At 66.8% G+C, this 16027-nt stretch carries 16 protein-coding genes and 1 tRNA gene; 8 read left to right on the plus strand and 9 right to left on the minus strand.

Features of this window, described 5'->3' with window-relative positions:
• Positions 1-129 precede the first annotated feature (129 nt).
• Complete coding sequence (locus A7G45_RS08640; RefSeq protein ID WP_260935837.1) at positions 130-1455, plus strand: hypothetical protein; 1326 nt, start codon at positions 130-132, stop codon at positions 1453-1455.
• A 60-nt stretch (positions 1456-1515) separates the two neighbouring features.
• Here the strand turns inward: A7G45_RS08640 and lfrA are convergent, their stop codons facing one another.
• Together lfrA and A7G45_RS08650 are read right to left on the minus strand one after the other, a co-directional pair.
• Positions 1516-3036: an efflux MFS transporter LfrA gene (gene lfrA, locus A7G45_RS08645; RefSeq protein WP_260935839.1), complete on the minus strand. Its 1521-nt coding sequence runs from the start codon at positions 3034-3036 to the stop codon at positions 1516-1518.
• Between the two features lie 43 nt (positions 3037-3079).
• On the minus strand, positions 3080-3655 hold the full coding sequence (locus A7G45_RS08650; protein ID WP_043985015.1) for a TetR/AcrR family transcriptional regulator: 576 nt from the start codon (positions 3653-3655) through the stop codon (positions 3080-3082).
• Between the two features lie 184 nt (positions 3656-3839).
• Between A7G45_RS08650 and A7G45_RS08655 the strand changes: the two genes are divergently transcribed.
• Entirely contained in the window at positions 3840-4109 is a 270-nt protein-coding gene (locus A7G45_RS08655) for a hypothetical protein (RefSeq protein ID WP_260935841.1), read from the plus strand.
• Positions 4110-4246: 137 nt separating this feature from the next.
• Here A7G45_RS08655 and A7G45_RS08660 read toward each other — a convergent pair.
• The 4 genes from A7G45_RS08660 to ponA2 form a co-directional block, all read right to left on the minus strand.
• Positions 4247-4320: transfer RNA gene (locus A7G45_RS08660), tRNA-Pro, on the minus strand.
• A 297-nt stretch (positions 4321-4617) separates the two neighbouring features.
• Positions 4618-5718 (minus strand): L-cysteine desulfhydrase Cds1, encoded by a 1101-nt coding sequence (gene cds1 / locus A7G45_RS08665; RefSeq protein WP_260935843.1) that lies wholly within the window; start codon positions 5716-5718, stop codon positions 4618-4620.
• A complete protein-coding gene (locus tag A7G45_RS08670; protein ID WP_043397248.1) occupies positions 5715-6665 on the minus strand; it encodes a metallophosphoesterase in 951 nt (316 codons plus the stop codon). The genes cds1 and A7G45_RS08670 overlap by 4 nt, the downstream gene beginning before the upstream one ends.
• Before the next feature lie 103 nt (positions 6666-6768).
• Positions 6769-9204 carry a transglycosylase/D,D-transpeptidase PonA2 gene (ponA2, locus tag A7G45_RS08675; RefSeq protein ID WP_260935851.1) on the minus strand — a complete coding sequence of 812 codons (2436 nt, stop codon included), beginning with the start codon at positions 9202-9204 and terminating at the stop codon, positions 6769-6771.
• Positions 9205-9545: 341 nt separating this feature from the next.
• Here ponA2 and A7G45_RS08680 point away from each other — a divergent pair, with 341 nt between their 5' ends.
• The 3 genes from A7G45_RS08680 (at position 9546) to A7G45_RS08690 (ending at position 11631) form a co-directional block, all read left to right on the plus strand.
• Positions 9546-9851: a WhiB family transcriptional regulator gene (locus A7G45_RS08680; protein WP_020100988.1), complete on the plus strand. Its 306-nt coding sequence runs from the start codon at positions 9546-9548 to the stop codon at positions 9849-9851.
• A 152-nt stretch (positions 9852-10003) separates the two neighbouring features.
• Complete coding sequence (locus tag A7G45_RS08685; protein ID WP_260935853.1) at positions 10004-11131, plus strand: EspA/EspE family type VII secretion system effector; 1128 nt, start codon at positions 10004-10006, stop codon at positions 11129-11131.
• 71 nt (positions 11132-11202) lie between these two features.
• Positions 11203-11631: a hypothetical protein gene (locus tag A7G45_RS08690; protein ID WP_260935855.1), complete on the plus strand. Its 429-nt coding sequence runs from the start codon at positions 11203-11205 to the stop codon at positions 11629-11631.
• 13 nt (positions 11632-11644) lie between these two features.
• On the opposite strand, the gene A7G45_RS08695 is transcribed toward A7G45_RS08690, so the two are convergent.
• Positions 11645-12781 carry an ATPase BagB gene (locus tag A7G45_RS08695; protein ID WP_260935858.1) on the minus strand — a complete coding sequence of 379 codons (1137 nt, stop codon included), beginning with the start codon at positions 12779-12781 and terminating at the stop codon, positions 11645-11647.
• Complete coding sequence (locus A7G45_RS08700) at positions 12778-13818, minus strand: ATPase BagA (protein WP_043397254.1); 1041 nt, start codon at positions 13816-13818, stop codon at positions 12778-12780. Before A7G45_RS08700 ends, A7G45_RS08695 begins: the two co-directional genes overlap by 4 nt.
• 48 nt (positions 13819-13866) lie before the next feature.
• On the opposite strand from A7G45_RS08700, the gene A7G45_RS08705 reads away from it, so the two are divergent.
• Genes A7G45_RS08705 through A7G45_RS08715 form a run of 3 tightly spaced genes read left to right on the plus strand, consistent with a single transcriptional unit; the run spans position 13867 to position 15250 of the window.
• Positions 13867-14028, plus strand: a complete 162-nt coding sequence (locus A7G45_RS08705) for a Sp36 family protein (RefSeq protein WP_090562576.1) — start codon at positions 13867-13869, stop codon at positions 14026-14028.
• Positions 14025-14480, plus strand: coding sequence for a RidA family protein (locus A7G45_RS08710; RefSeq protein WP_260935870.1), 456 nt, complete (start codon positions 14025-14027; stop codon positions 14478-14480). The genes A7G45_RS08705 and A7G45_RS08710 overlap by 4 nt, the downstream gene beginning before the upstream one ends.
• Positions 14477-15250 (plus strand): MBL fold metallo-hydrolase, encoded by a 774-nt coding sequence (locus A7G45_RS08715; RefSeq protein WP_260935872.1) that lies wholly within the window; start codon positions 14477-14479, stop codon positions 15248-15250. The genes A7G45_RS08710 and A7G45_RS08715 overlap by 4 nt, the downstream gene beginning before the upstream one ends.
• Before the next feature lie 58 nt (positions 15251-15308).
• On the opposite strand, the gene crp is transcribed toward A7G45_RS08715, so the two are convergent.
• Positions 15309-15983: a cAMP-activated global transcriptional regulator CRP gene (crp, locus tag A7G45_RS08720; RefSeq protein ID WP_020100982.1), complete on the minus strand. Its 675-nt coding sequence runs from the start codon at positions 15981-15983 to the stop codon at positions 15309-15311.
• Between the last annotated feature and the right edge of the window lie 44 nt (positions 15984-16027).

The following is a 16027-nucleotide window of genomic DNA, read 5'->3' on the forward strand; positions in this document are numbered from 1 at the left end:
ACGCATTTGACAATTTTACGATCGATCGATTCTGGTTAGCTGGGAAATGTGTGTGTTCGTCAAAAACACCCATTTACTAGGGGTAAGTTTCTGCGTCACACGGGTGTCGCGATAACTGGGAGGATTCGAATGCAGCTCACCATGAAGCCGTATCTCACTGCGGGCGTTGCTCTCGCGGGGGCGAGTGTGATTGCTGTGGCGCCGATGGTGCCGCAAACGGCAACGCACCTGCCGGCAGTTCCTCACGTGCAGGTATCCGACGTGCACTTGACGGCATTGGTCAACCCGATCACGGCGCTCGGGAACATCTACAACGCCCTCGCCGAGACAGTCGGGCAAACCAGCTACATGGTGGAGACCAGCGTGAATCCGCTGGTGCGCCAGGTGGTGCTCGATGCGAACTACGGCGTGCAACAGGGCATGCAGTTGATCGGCAACATCACCGGCGCGACGTTCACCCTCGGTGGCGCGTTACCGGGCACTCTCGTCAATGTGCTGGGGAACCTCGGCACCCTCAATGTCAACGGCGCCATCGACTCGCTCGTCGGTGGTCTGCTCCCCGGCGGTTTGCAATTGATCACCGGCATCAACGGCCCGGTGCAGAACATCCTGCAGCAACCGTTGGCGGTAGCGGAGGCAATGGTGCCCGCGGTGCTGGATTCGGTCACCGCATTGGTCGCCGGCCTGGCGATCTCCACTGTCGGAATCGGGTGCGGCCCGTGCCTCGGCACCACGCCGGTGGTTCAGCAGGTGGTCAAGAGCGTGACGGGAATTCTGCAGTCGGTACTCACCCTGAATCCGGGCACGATCTACAACGGTGTGCTCAACAATGTGGTGAGCCTCGTGCAGAACATTCAGAAGAATGTCACGGATTTTGAAACCGGCACCGTGCCGTACATCGTGAATCGGATCATCACGGCGCTGAACGTGAACCCGAATGCTCCTGGAGGCGTCACCGTTCCTCTGGCCGCAGCGCCGGTTGCGGCGCTGGCGGCGGGTACGGCGGCCGAGAGCTCGAAGACGGCGACGGACACCTCGGCGGCAGACCCGGCTCCGGCGACGACCAAGAAGGCGGCCACGGCCACTGCGGCGACCTCGACCGAGGCGGCGCCGGCCACCGACGCGGCGAAGGACACCTCGGCGAAGGACACCTCCACCAAGGAAGCCGATGCCAAGGCCGCTGATGGCAAGGCCACCGACGCGAAGGACGCCGACAAGAAGGACGCCGACGCCAAGGCTGCTGACGCCACGGGCACCGACACCAAGGGTGCGACCAAGGATGCCGATGCCAAGGGCGCTGACGCCAAGGGCACCGACAAGGTGACGACGCCCAAGGACGGTGCGCCCAAGACCAAGAAGGCGCAGAACCCCGTGTCAAAGGTGGCGAAGTCGATCACCAACGCGATCAAGGGTGCCACCAAGGCCCCCAAGGGCAAGACCGGCAGCAGCAAGTAGCCGAACAGCGGACTGTGGCCCCAACGCCGAAAGGCGTTGGGGCCACAGTACGTTCAGCGACTATTGCCGGCTGCGGAAGGTGGCGGCGACGATCGCTGCGGCGACCAGTGCCAGCACCGCGGCAGTCGCCGCGGTGGCGCCGATCCCCGAATCGAAGGCGACGCGTGCCGACTCCATCAGGTGGTTGCCGAGCTCGGTCGGCAGGGTCCGGGCGACCGAGATGGCGCCGCCGATGCTCTCCCCGGCGTCAGCCGACTGACCGGGTGAAAGTGCCCCGGGCAGTTCGACGTTCGCGCGATAGAACGCGGTGAACATGGTGCCCAGCCCGGCGGTGCCGATCACCGCACCCAACTCGTAAGCGGTCTCCGACACCGCTGACGCCGAGCCGGCCTTCTCGGGCGGCACCGACGCCACGATGGTGTCGTTCGAGATCGTCTGCGACACACCGACACCCAGCTCGAGCACGGTGAACGACACGATGACCCCGACCATGGTCAGGTCGTGGCGGAACATCAGGATCAACAGGAAGCCGGCGGCCACCAGGAGCAGGCCGGTCACCATCAGCGTCTGCGGCGTGAACCGCTTGGCCAGCCGCACCACGCCGATGCCCGCGATCGTCGAGGCCGCCGCACCCGGCAGCATGACCAGCGCAGCGGTCAGCGGGTCGAGCCCGAGTACCAGCTGCAGGTGCTGCGAGACGAAGAACAGGAACCCGATGAGGCCGACCATCGACAGGAAGTTGGCCAGGATCGACGCCGTGAAGGGGCCATGACCGAACAATCGCATGTCGAGAATCGGTGTGGCACTGCTGTTCTGCCGACGCACGAACCAGATGCCCGCGGCGATGCCGAGGGCGACGGCGGCGAGCGTCAGAGCCGAGATGCCGTCGTGCGCGGCGGTCTTGATCGCCCACACCACCGGCAGCATGGCCGCCAGCGACAGCAGCACGCTGAGCGCGTCGACCGGGCCCGGGTTCGGGTCCCGCGATTCAGGCACCAGCTTGGGCGCCAGCACCAGCAGCGGCAGCAGGATCGGCACGGCGATCATGAAGACCGCGCCCCAGTGGAAGTGCTGCAGCAGCAGGCCACCAACGATGGGGCCGAGGGCCGAGCCGGCCGCGAAGCACGACGCCCAGACCGCGATGGCGAGCCGGCGCGACGTGGCTTCGGTGAAGATGTTGCGGATCAGCGACAGCGTCGACGGCATCAGCATGGCGCCGAAGACACCGAGCGCGGCACGAGCGGCCACGAGGTAGCCGGCGCTGGGCACGAACGCCGCGGCGGCCGAGATGACGGCGAACCCGACGGCGCCGATGAGCAGCAGCCGGCGCCGGCCGAACCGGTCGCCGAGGCTGCCCATGGTCACCAAAAGTGTTGCCAGCACCAGGGAATAGATGTCGACGAGCCACAGCTGCGTGGCGGCTGACGGGCGGAACTCTGCGGCGATGCTGGGCAGCGCGAAGGCCAGCACCGTGTTGTCGATGGAGATGAGCAGCACGGGCAGCATCAGCACTGCCAGCGCCCACCAATGGCGTTGCGGTGTCCGGTTCGTCACCTCGTTGGTGACGAGACTGGTGGACATGGGTGTTACCTAACTTGTTGAGGTGAAAGCAAACTCAGGCGGATCAGGATGGATCCGGGGTGATGGTGCCGGCCGTCAGGCTGGCCATGATGGCGTCGACGATCTCGACCCGCGGCGCGATGTTCCGGCGCAGTGCCTCGTATCCGGCGTCGAGCAGGGCCCAGAAAACCAGGCGCGGCCACTCCGGTGGGCTGGTCTGCGGTCGTGCCGAAACCCGCGCCAGCACTTCGGCTATCGCCTCGTCGCCGGTGTCGAGGATCGCGGACAGCTCCGGATCGGCGACGATGGTCGGCTCGTTGTAGACGAAAGGCACGATGGGGCCGAGGTCCAGTTGGGATTCGACCACGCGGCGCAGCGCTGCGAGCGGCGGGCCGCAGGTCGGCTCGGCTTTGTCGATGGCGGCGTTACATATCTCGTGCACGTACAGGGCGACGGCGCGGATCAGCTCGGAGCGCTCGGCGAAGTAGCGGTGCAGCGTGCTGCGGCCGACGTTCGCAGCGGTGGCGATATCGCTCAACGACGCCGCGGGGTTGGTCGCCAGGACGGCGGTGGCGGCATCGAGGATCGCCTTCCGGGTACGCGAACGCACACCGGTGTCGAGCGATTTCAGTTCAGCCATGCATCAAAAATAGCACGATTGACCGAAAATAGGACATAGATGTCCCAATGTGGAGATGGAGCTCACCAAGGTGGGGCGGGCCAACCATGTCCGGGGACTCGGGCCATGTCATCTGCAACGTCAAAAAACTAGACTTGACGCTAGCTATTACTGATTTTTGTTTGGTTGTTTCCGGAGGCGGGCCATGGCCACGTACAGGAAGATTGCATCGACAACAGCACTCGCCGCGGGCCTCGTAGCTGCGGTTCTGGGTATCGGTTCGGGAACTGCCGGCGCCTCGCCGGCACATGACCCGGGCATGATTCCGATGGACCACGGTTGGGGCGGCGGCGACTGGGACGACCACCACGGCTGGGGCTGGGGCCACCGTGGCTGGGGCGGCAATCAGGGCTGGGGCGGCCCCGGGTGGCCGCCGCCGTGCGTCACCGTTCCGTTTGTCAGCATCTGCGCATAAGTCGACCGGGCCTTCGGCAGTAAGGCCGGCTGGGCGCCAAATCCCGGGTCGGGTTGCGGCCCGGGTGGGTGGCCGCTGTTGTCCTGCAACAAAGCAGGCCCCGACCAGATTTCCCTGGTCAGGGCCTTGCTCACTTGTCGGGGTGGCGGGATTCGAACCCACGACCTCTTCGTCCCGAACGAAGCGCGCTACCAAGCTGCGCCACACCCCGTGTGAAGCCACGACAGCGTATCGCACCGGTGCCCTCAGAAGCCAAACGGCCCTTGCCAGGTGATGTAGCCGCAGGTAGATGGGGCTAGCGGCGAAGATCACGTCCGTTATCGGGATGCATTTACCCGCATCGTGCGTTTAATCCGGTAACTGTGGTGAAACAACCGCCGAACGCGACGAAGCGAGGGACGAACATGACCGGATTGGGAGCTCTGCTCTACTGCGGATTCTTCGGTCTGGCGGCGCTGTGGCTGTTCGCGACTTCTGACTACCGGACGGCCTGGATCGGCCGTCAGGGTCACGCCCAGCGGCCGGAGCGCTCGAACTCCGTCAGTGCCGCCACGGCATCGATGGAGTCCAGCCCGCGGCTGCTGACCCACGCGTCGTCGAAGTAGGTATCGGCGTAGCGGTCGCCGCTGTCGGCGAGCAGCGTCACCACCGAACCGCTACGGCCCTGCGCCACCATCTCGGCCAGCAGCCCGAACGCACCCCAGATATTCGTCCCCGTGGACGGACCCACCCGGCGGCCCAGAACCTTGCTCACGTGCCGCGCTGCGGCCACTGAGCCCGCATCGGGGACGCACACCATGGCGTCCACCACGCCGGGCAGGAACGACGGCTCCACCCGTGGCCGGCCGATGCCCTCGATGCGCGACGACGCCCCCGTGAACACCTCCCGGTCGCCCGTGGCCCACGACGGATAGAACGCCGAATTCTCCGGATCCACCACGCAGAGCCGGGTGGCATGGCGACGGTAGCGCAGGAACCGCCCGATCGTGGCGCTGGTGCCGCCGGTGCCGGCGCCGACCACGATCCACTCGGGAATCGGATGGGTCTCGTCGCGCAGCTGCGAGAAGATCGACTCGGCGATGTTGTTGTTGCCGCGCCAGTCGGTGGCCCGTTCGGCATTGGTGAACTGATCCAGGTAATGACCGCCGGTCTCGCGCGCCAGGCGTTCCGCCTCGGCGTACACCTGAGACGACTGCTCGACGAAATGGCAACGGCCACCCTGGTTTTCGATGAGCTCGATCTTGGTCGCGCTCGTCGACGACGGCATCACCGCAATGAACTCGAGCCCCAGCAGCGCCGCGAAATAGGCCTCGGACACCGCGGTCGACCCGGACGACGCCTCGATGACGGTCGTCTGCGGTCCGATCCAGCCGTTGCACAACCCGTACAGGAACAGCGACCGGGCCAGCCGGTGCTTGAGGCTGCCGGTGATGTGTGTGCTCTCGTCCTTCAGATACAGCTGGACGTCGACGCCCGCGCTCCACGCGGCAGGCAACGGATAACGCAGGAGATGGGTGTCGGCGCTGCGGCGGGCGTCGGCCTCGATCAGGCGGACAGCGTTGTCCACCCAGTCCCGGTCGACGCTGCGCGCCGCCACCGGTGCGGTCACCGCGCCGAGACGGCAGGCTGCGTCATGTCGGCGCCGATGCCGGCGTGCCCGCCGCCGGTCGGTGCGGCCACCAGCGTCAGCAGCGTCACCTCCGGCCGGCAGCAGAAGCGCACCGGCGTGTACGGCGAGGTGCCCAGACCGGCGGACACGTGCAGCTGCGTGTGCGCGCCCCAGCGGGACGGACCCTTCACCCGGGAGGTGTCGATGTCGCAGTTGGTCACCAGCGCGCCGTAGAACGGCACGCACAGCTGCCCGCCGTGCGTGTGCCCGGCCAGCACCAGCTGGTAGCCGTCATCGGCGAAGCGGTCCAGGACGCGCGTGTACGGCGCGTGGGTGACGCCCAGCGACAGATTGGCCGCGGGGTTGGGCCGTCCGGCGACGGTGTCGTAGCGGTCGCGACCCAGATGCGGGTCGTCGACCCCGGCCACGGCGATGAGCTGACCGTTGACCTCGATCTCACGCCGCGTGTGGGTCATGTCCAGCCAGCCGCGCTCGGTGAACGCCGCGCGCAGGTCCTGCCACGGCAGCGGCCGGCCGGTGATCCGCTTGTGCTTGCTGAAGAGGTAGTTGGCCGGGTTCTTCGGCTTCGGCGCGAAGTAGTCGTTGCTGCCGAACACGAACACGCCGGGCACTGCCAGCAGATCACCCATCGCCTGCACCACGGCCGGCACCGACTTCGGGTGCGAGAGGTTGTCTCCGGTGTTGACCACCAGATCCGGCTCCCAGCGGGCCAGCTCGCGCAGCCACGCCTGCTTACGGCGCTGCGCCGGCATCATGTGCAGATCGCTCAGATGCAGCACCCGCAGCGGCGACGAACCGGGCGTCAGCACCGGCATGGTGACCTCGCGGACCACGAACGCGTTGCGCTCGATGAGCGACGCGTAGGCGAGGCCTGCAGCAAGTGATCCGGCGACTGTGACGGCGGCGTTGCGGGCGATGGCAGACATGCAGGCAGCCTACTTGCTCACTGCTGCAATTCGCCCGTTGTCGCTGGTCATCGTTAGAAAGCCCACAGGGTTGGCTTAGGTCGTTCTGAGGTTTCGGCCGGGCCTATGGGGGCGGGGGACCGAGCACCGGCACGGTGATCGGCGGCAGGCCCGGAATCTCCACGACCGTCGACCCGATCTGTACCGGCGGCAAGCCGTCGAGGCCCGGAATTCCCACTGGCGGTGGTGGCGGCGGAGGCGGTGCGATGCCGTTGCTCACCAGGATCGTGACGATCGAGCCGGGGATGGTCTGTCCCGACGGCGAGGTTCCGATCACCGAACCGGACGGCGACGCGCTGTTGACCCACGACGGCTGCGGGGCCAACTGGAAGCCGGCTTCCTTCACGCGGGTCTGCGCCAGGTCGATGTCCATGCCCGCGACGCTCGGCACCTTCGAGCCCGGTCCGCCGTCCACGTAGCGCGGGTCTGTCGGCGGCATCACCACGTTGGGCGGGGTGAACTGCTTCATCGCGGCGAACCAGGTCCGGGCCGGCTCGTGGCCGCCGTACAGATCACCGCGGCCGCACTGGCGCAGCGGAAACGAGCACAAGTCAGACGGCGTGGGCGAGTCGTCGTAGATGTAGTTGGCGGCGGCGTACGCGCTGGTGAAGCCCAGGAACGCCGAGGACCGGTGGGCCTCGGTGGTACCGGTCTTGCCCGACACCGGGAAGGTCCAGCCCACTGACTGCGCGGCCGCGGCGCCGGTGCCGCTGATGGCGTCCTTGTTCATCGCGTTGGCCAAGGTGTTGGCCAGGCCCTCGGGGACCGCCTGCTCGCAGGTCTGGGTGGTCACCGAGACCTCGTTGCCGTGCCGGTCGTACACCTTGTCCACCGGGTTGGGCGGGCACCAGGTGCCGCCCGAGGCCAGCGTGGCCGCGACGTTCGACAGCTCGAGGGCGTTGACCTCGAACGGTCCCAGGGTGAACGAGCCGATGTTCTGCCGCTTGATGAAGTCGGCCAGGCTCTCGTTGCTGTTCGGGTCGTACGGCCGGGCGGTGCCCGGCGCGGCGTAGGACCGCAGACCCAGCTTGACCGCCATGTCGACGGTGCGCTGGACACCGATCTGCGAGATCAGCTTGGCGAAACCGGTGTTCGGCGACGATGCCAGCGCCTCGGTGACGTTCATGCTGCCCCGGTAGCGGCCGTCGTTCTCGACGCACCACTTGTCCTTCGGGCAGCCCTTGGCGCCACCGCTGCCCAGGCCTTTGGCCTCGAACCGGCCCGGCACGTCCAGCTGCGCGTTGATGCCCATGCCCATGTCCATGGCGGCGGCCGTGGTGAACAGCTTGAAGATGGACCCGGCGCCGTCACCCACCAGTGAAAACGGTTGCGGCTGCATGGTTTCCCCGGCCGCGGTGTTCAGGCCGTAGGTCCGGTTGCTGGCCATCGCCACCACCTGGTGGTTGTCCTTGCCGGGGCGGATGACGCTCATGACGCTGGCGATGCCGTCGATGCCGGGGGAGGCGATGCCGTCGATCGACGACTTGACCGAGTTCTGGATGTCCGGGTCGATGGTGGTGCGGATCAGGTAGCCGCCCTTGGCCACCTGGTCCTTGCTGATCCCCGCCTTCGACAGGTAGTCGAGCACGTAATCGCAGAAGAAAGCGCGGTCACCGGCGGCGATGCAGCCACGGGGCAGCTGGTTGGGCTGCGGCAGGATGCCGAGCGGCTCGGCCCTGGCGGCCCGCAGCGCTTCAGCTTCCTGGGGGACATTCTGGATCATGGTGTCCAGCACCAGGTTTCGACGTGCCAGGGCGCCGTCGGGATTGACGTACGGGTCCAGTCCGCTGGTGGACTGCACCATGCCGGCGAGCAGCGCGGCCTGCTGCCAGTTCAGCTGGGAGGCGTTGACGCCGAAGTACGTCTGGGCGGCGTCCTGGATGCCGAACGCCCCGTTGCCGAACGACACCAGGTTCAGATAGCGCGTCAGGATCTCGGACTTGGTGAACGTCTTGTCCAGGGTCAGCGCCATGCGGATCTCACGCAGCTTGCGGGCCGGTGTGGTCTCGATGGCGGCCCGCCGTTCGGCGTCGGTCTGAGACACCACGAGCAGCTGATAGTTCTTGACGTACTGCTGCTCGATGGTGGATCCACCGCGCGTATCGGCGGACCCGGACATGTAGCCGGACAGGCCCGTCAGGGTGCCCTTCCAGTCCACCCCGTTGTGCTCGGCAAACCGTTTGTCCTCGATCGAGACGATGGCCAGCTTCATGGTGTTGGCGATCTGATCGCTCGGAACCTCGAAGCGACGCTGCGAATACAGCCAGGCGATGGGGTTGCCCTTGGCGTCCACCATGGTCGATACGGCGGGCGCGTCACCTTCGACCAGCTGTGCCGAACCGTTGGCCACGACGTCGGATGCCCGGTTGGACATCAGGCCGACACCCCCGATGAGCGGGAACATCATCGCGGCGAGGACCACGCTGGCGAGCAGGCAGCACCACGTCATCTTGATGACGGTGACCGCGGTCGGCGGACGATTCTGCGGTCGCTCGGACATGGGGTACAGCCTAGCGACCGTGGTAGCGAGCGGCCGAGTGCTGGTCGATTACCACGTCCCTAGGGCATCTAGGGGGCTGCGACACGGGCAAAAATTAACGTTTGGACACACGTCCCAAAAAAGCGGCCCCAGACCCATTGCGCAATAGGCCCCTGACCACCTAACTTGAACACACAATGCGATCTAGGTAACACTACTAGCCGCAATGTGGCGTAGATCGCATCAGTGATCTACTCGGGAGGACTCAGCCGTCGGGAGACGGTGTGACGAAGGGATCGCTGGTGGCAGGTACACAGCCAGTAGTTCGCGCGACTATCGCTCCCCAGGCCGGAAACGGCGCGATGCAGGGTGTGGTCCAACCTGAAGCTGAAGCCAGAATCGCCTGGGTTTCCCAGGCTCGATGCCGACAGGCCGACCCGGATGAGCTGTTCGTCCGCGGCGCCGCGCAGCGCAAGGCCGCGGTCATCTGCCGGCATTGCCCGGTGATCGTCGAATGCGGTGCCGATGCCCTCGACAACCGCGTCGAGTTCGGCGTCTGGGGCGGCATGACCGAGCGTCAGCGCCGTGCCCTCCTCAAGCAGCACCCCGAGGTGGTGTCCTGGGCGGAGTTCTTCGCCACCCAGCGCAAGCACCGCAACGCGGTCTGATTTTCTTGTAGCGCAACGCATTACCGCAGTTCCCTGCGGTAACCTGCTGCCCATCACGCCATGCTCGACGGTGGAAATTGCCGTCGATGACCCCGCTGTGTAGCGCCATAGACTGGCTCTGACGCAATATCCCGGGGGAGGGGCGGCGTGGCATGAGCGCGTTGGAGACGTTCAACTCGATCTGGGATCGGGCGCGGGCAACGTTCGGGGAGGGCGTACCCGTCGACGGAACCGGGTACGACGACAGCTCGCAGTTCCGGGAGTTTCAATCGCAGCTCCAGTCGGCGACCCCTGGGACGCAGTGGACCGGGCGCGCGGCAGACAAATACTCCGATGCAAACGATGCGATGGCAGGCAAGTTCGGTCGGATGGCCGAGCTTGATCGGAAGCTCGGGGTGGAGGTCACCCGATCAGCAGAAGCTGTCATGGCCGGCCGTCGCGAGCTGGACGCGGTGCGCCGCTGGGTGAATGACGCCGCCACGGGGTTGCCCAAGACTGCCGCCGGCGACGCGCAGCTGAACAAGATTGTGGTCAAAGGCAGCGGTGAGATCGCCGACATCATCAAGCGAACGCACGGCGACATGGCAGCAATCTCTGGGCGGGTCAATGACATTCGGGCCGCCTGGGAGGGCCTCGCCGACAAGGCGAAGCAAGACCGGTTGGCGCCGGGCCCGCTTACGGACATCAAACAGGGGCTGGGCGACGGCACAGTGGTCCCAGGAAACCCGGTGCGGCCGTTCGACGGCGTGCTCACTGACGAGGAATGGCGGATCGCGCGACTGTCGCCCACCCTGCTCGACGAGTATGAGGAAGCCAAAGCCAAAGGCTGGCAATTCACCTCGGTCCCGGGGAAGGGCACCTACACCGATTCGCGCGCCAAAATCATCAACATCGATCCCGACCTTGCCAAGAACGGTCCGTTCCAACGCGTCAACGCCATCTCTCACGAGTTGGGCCATGCGCTGAAAAGCCCACCGGTGGACCAGAGCTCAAAGGACGCCTACGTCGATTCGCTGTTGGACGGTGAAGGCGCAGCCTGCATGAATACGATGAAAATCGAGCGGGAGATTCTCGCGGCCGGCGGCCCGGAGATCATCCCGCCGCAGCCCAATGACGACCACTTCAAGACCGTCTACGACACCTATCTCCAGACGGGCAGCACGTCGGAGGGCTATCAGCAGGCGATCCGCGAGATCGGCAGAGTTTGGGGCACATTGATTCCGTCGACCGATCCGTCCACGACCTACCGTGAGTATTACGGGCGGGGCTACCACCGATGAAAACAATCGCCGCAATGGCCAGCTGTGTCCTGCTCTGTGCAGGATGCTCACAACCAACAGATGGAGTAGCCGTGGCCGCGCCGAAACCCCAGGACGTATGGCAATTGGCCGAGCAAATGGTGGCCCGGACGCCGCTCACCGCAGACAAGTTCGCGGAGCTGCTGGGCACCGACCTGCAGCCCGACAAGGCGAATCCAGTGCGCCTAAATGGCGGTCCGGTGCAGCTGAGCCCGACGCTGCAGGTGTCGTCGTCGGTGATCGCGATCAGCGACGGGCGGTGGCTGTTCGCGTCCGTCGACGTCGACCCGAACCCGTGCATCACGACGGACATGGTGCGTGCGCGGTATCCGGCTGCGGAACAGACGCACGCACCGACGGGCCACTCCGCGTACGAAGAGTTCGTGTGGAGCGTCAGCTACGGCTGGGGCAGTCTCAACTTCGGGATCCGGGAGAAAGAGCAGTGCCTCACCGGAATCTCCGTCGAGCGCGCCGGAACCTGAACGGTGCCAGGGCTCAGGCTTTGACGATGTCGCCGGTGATCTGATCGGCGATGGCCCGCAACGCCTCCAGGTCGGACACCTCGAACGGCAGTGACGGCACGCCCACCAACGCCACGTGCGGGTTGGCCCCGGTGAACCGTGACAGCAGCCGCACCTCACGCTTGGAGATGATGGTGCGGTTCGCGTGAATCCGCAGCGTCGCCGCGGCCAGGCCGTCGCCGTCGGTACCGGACTTCTCGAGCTTGGCGGCAGCCTCGTCGGCCGCGTCCGCGGTCAGTTCACACAGCATCGGGTGGGTGCGGTTGAGGATCAGGCCGGCCAGCGGCATCTGCTCCTGAGACAGCCGGTCGACGAAGAACGACGCCTCGCGCAGCGCGTCGGGCTCGGCGGCCGAGACCACGACGAACCGCGTGCCGGGGCGCTTGAGGAGCTCGTAGGTGCGGTCGGCCTTCTCGCGGAACCCGCCGAACGTGGCGTCCAGGGACTGGACGAAACTGGCCGCGTCGGAGAGCATCTGCGAACCCAGCACGGTGGATAGCGCCTTCATCGCCAGGCCCATCGCCCCGGTGACGAGGCGGCCGATGCCGCGGCCCGGTCCCAGCAGCAGTTTCCACAGGCGGCTGTCCATGAAGTTGCCCAGCCGCTTCGGCGCGTCCAGGAAGTCCAGCGCGTTGCGTGACGGCGGGGTGTCGACGACGACCAGATCCCACTTGTCCTCGGCCAGCAGTTGGCCGAGCTTCTCCATCGCCATGTACTCCTGCGTGCCCGAGAGCGACGTGGCGACGGTTTGGTAGAACTGGTTCTCCAAGATCGAGTCGGCCCGATCCTCGCCGGAGTACTGCACCACCATCTCGTCGAAGGTGCGGCGCATGTCCAGCATCATCGCGTAGAGCTCACCCGGCACCTCGGGAGCCAGCGGCACCCGCTGCGGGGTGTTGCCCAGGTCCTTGATGCCCAGGGCCTGCGCCAGGCGTTTGGCCGGGTCGATGGTCAGCACCACGACGGTGCGGCCGTACTCGGCGGCCCGCAGCGCCATCGCGGCGGCCGTGGTGGTCTTGCCGACGCCGCCGGCGCCGCAGCACACCACGACGCGGTTCGCGGTGTCCGACAGGATCGCGTGCATGTCCAGCTTCAAGGGCTTGCCGCTCATTTGGTGCCAACCCCTTGCTGCTCGAGCGCTTCGGCGAGTTCGTACAGGCTGCCCAGGTCGACCCCGTCGGGGAGGGCGGGCAGTTCGAGGCGGGGCACTTCGAGGGCGTCGAGTTGGTCGGCGCTCTCGGCGCGCGCCATCATGCGCGTCGCGTGCTGGATGGTCTCGGTGAGCAGTCCGGCAAAGTCGCTGTCGGACAACGTGATTCCGGCGTCGGACAGTCCGGCGCGCACCGCGTCGGCGTCGACGACACCCTCGGCCGCCTTTGCCAGATCGTCCGGTGACAGGTACGCCGGGATGTTGCGGTTGACGATGACGCTGCCGATCGGCAACTCGAGCTCGCGGAGCTCCTCTATGGCCTCCAGGGTCTCCTGCACGGGCAGCGCCTCCAGCAGCGTGACGAGGTGGATGGCGGTGAGCTCCGAGTGCAGCAGCTTCACGACGCCGTCGGCCTGCGAATGGACCGGGCCGCCCTTGGCCAGGTCCGAGACGGCCTTGGTGACGTCGAGGAAGCGGGAGATGCGGCCCGTCGGCGGGGCGTCGACCACGACGGCGTCGTAGGGGCGCTGTCCCTTGAGTTCCTTGGCGGTCTTGCCGTTGCGGACCACGACCTCTTTGATCTTGCCGGTGAGCAGGACGTCACGCAGGCCGGGAGCGATCGTGGTGGCGAACTCGACGGCGCCGATGCGCTTCATGGCGCGGCCGGCGATGCCGAGGTTGTAGAACATGTCCAGGTATTCCAGGAACGCGGCCTCGGTGTCGATGGCCAGCGCGTTGACCAGCCCGCCGCCCTCGGCGGTGGCGATCTTCTGTTCCCCGTACGGCAGCGGTGGCACGTCGAAGAGCTGGGCGATGCCCTGACGTCCCTCGACCTCGACCAGCAAAACGCTGCGGCCGCGGGCGGCCAGCGCCAGTGCCAGCGCCGCGGCGACCGTCGTTTTGCCGGTACCGCCCTTGCCGGTGACGAAATGGAGGCGCGCTTGGTCCAGGCGCGCGGGCCAACCGGTATGGGTTTGGCCCGTGGATTCGGAGGTCACCCCAGCATGTTAACCATGCGGTACCCCTCGGCCGATAAGCTCGGCGACATGAGCGAACCGACCCGGTGGGAGTACGCCACCGTCCCATTGCTGATCCACGCCACCAAGCAGATCCTCGACCAGTGGGGCCAGGACGGGTGGGAGCTGGTTTCGGTACTGGCCAACCCGAGCGGTGAGCAGCACGTCGCGTACCTGAAGCGGCCCAAGTGAGCGTCTCGGACCGGTTGGCCGAACTCGGCATCGAACTGCCGGAAGTTGTTGCGCCACTGGCCGCTTACGTTCCCGCGGTCCGGACCGGGAACCTCGTCTACACCTCCGGCCAGCTGCCCATGCAGGGCGGCAAACTGCCCGCCGAGGGCAAGGTCGGCGCTGAGGTCACCGCGGACGACGGCAAGGCGCTGGCCCGGATCTGCGGCCTCAACGCGCTGGCCGCCGTGCACGCGCTGGTCGGCATCGACTCGGTGGTGCGGATCGTCAAGGTTGTCGGATTCGTCGCCTCGGCGCCTGGCTTCAACGGCCAGCCCGCGGTGATCAACGGGGCATCCGAATTGCTGGGCGAGGTGTTCGGCCCGGCCGGCGCGCACGCCCGGTCGGCGGTCGGCGTCTCCGAGTTGCCGTTGAATGCTCCCGTTGAGGTGGAGCTCATCGTCGAGGTGGCATGACCCATCCCGCGTATGGCGTGCTGCGGCCGGTAACGGAGACGGCCTCGGTGCTGCTGTGCGACAACCCGGGGATCATGACACTCGACGGCACCAACACCTGGGTGCTGCGCGGGCCGGGTAGCGACGAGATGGTCGTCGTCGACCCGGGGCCCGACGACGATGCGCACCTGGAGCGGATCGCGGCGCTGGGCAAGATTCCGCTGGTGCTGATCAGTCACAAGCACGAGGACCACACCGGCGGCATCGACAAGCTGGTCGGTATGACCGGGGCAGTGGTGCGGTCGGTCGGCAGCGGGTTTCTGCGGGGCCTGGGCGGGCCGCTCACCGACGGCGAGGTGATCGATGCGGCGGGGCTGCGGATCAAGGTCATGGCGACGCCGGGGCACACCGCGGATTCGCTGTCGTTCGTCGTTGACGACGCCGTGCTGACCGCTGACACCGTCCTGGGCCGCGGCACCACCGTCATCGACAACGAGGACGGCAGCCTGCGCGACTACCTGGAATCGCTGCGGCGGCTGCAGGGGCTGGGCGGGCGGACCGTCCTGCCCGGCCACGGTCCGGACCTCGCCGACCTCGCCGAGGTGACAGCCATGTACCTCGCGCACCGCGAGGAACGACTGGATCAGGTGCGCGGCGCCTTGCGGGTGCTCGGTGACGAGGCGTCGGCGCGGCAGGTCGTCGAACACGTCTACACCGACGTCGACCAGAAGCTGTGGGACGCCGCCGAGAAATCGGTGCAGGCCCAGCTGGATTACCTACGGACTGCTTAGTAGGACCAAACACAGATGCCCCCGACACGCGGTGCGTGCGGGGGCATCTGCGTCAGAACTACCTCGCTCGGCGCGCCAGACGCTCCGAGTCGGAGATCAGCACGCTCTTGCCCTCGAGCCGGATCCAGCCGCGGTGCGCGAAGTCGGCGAGCGCCTTGTTCACGGTTTCGCGGGAGGCGCCGACGAGCTGGGCGATCTCTTCCTGGGTCAGGTCGTGGGTGACGCGCAGCGCGCCGCCCTCCTGCGTGCCGAACCGCTGGGCCAGCTGCAGCAGCTGCTTGGCCACGCGACCGGGCACGTCGGTGAAGATCAGGTCGGCCAGGTTGTTGTTGGTACGGCGCAACCGGCGGGCGAGCACGCGCAGCAGCTGCTCGGCGATCTCCGGGCGGTCCGCGATCCACGCCCGCAGCGCCTCGCGGTCCATCGAGACCGCGCGCACCTCGGTGATGGTGATGGCGCTCGACGTCCGGGGACCCGGATCGAAGATCGACAGCTCACCGAACATGTCCGACGGACCCATGATGGTCAGCAGGTTCTCGCGGCCGTCCGGTGACCGGCGGCCGATCTTCACCTTGCCGGAGATGATGATGTAGAGGCGGTCGCCCGGCTCGCCCTCGGCGAACACGGTGTGTCCGCGGGGGAAGTCGACCGGTTGCAGCTGTTTGGTCAGTGCGGATACCGCGGTGGGCTCGACACCCTGGAAGATTCCGGCCCTCGCCAGGATCTCGTCCACGTTGCTCCCTAAGGCTGGTGAGTGATAAAAAACGCGCGCAAGCT

Source organism: Mycolicibacterium llatzerense, from assembly GCF_025331195.1.
Taxonomy (GTDB): domain Bacteria; phylum Actinomycetota; class Actinomycetes; order Mycobacteriales; family Mycobacteriaceae; genus Mycobacterium; species Mycobacterium llatzerense.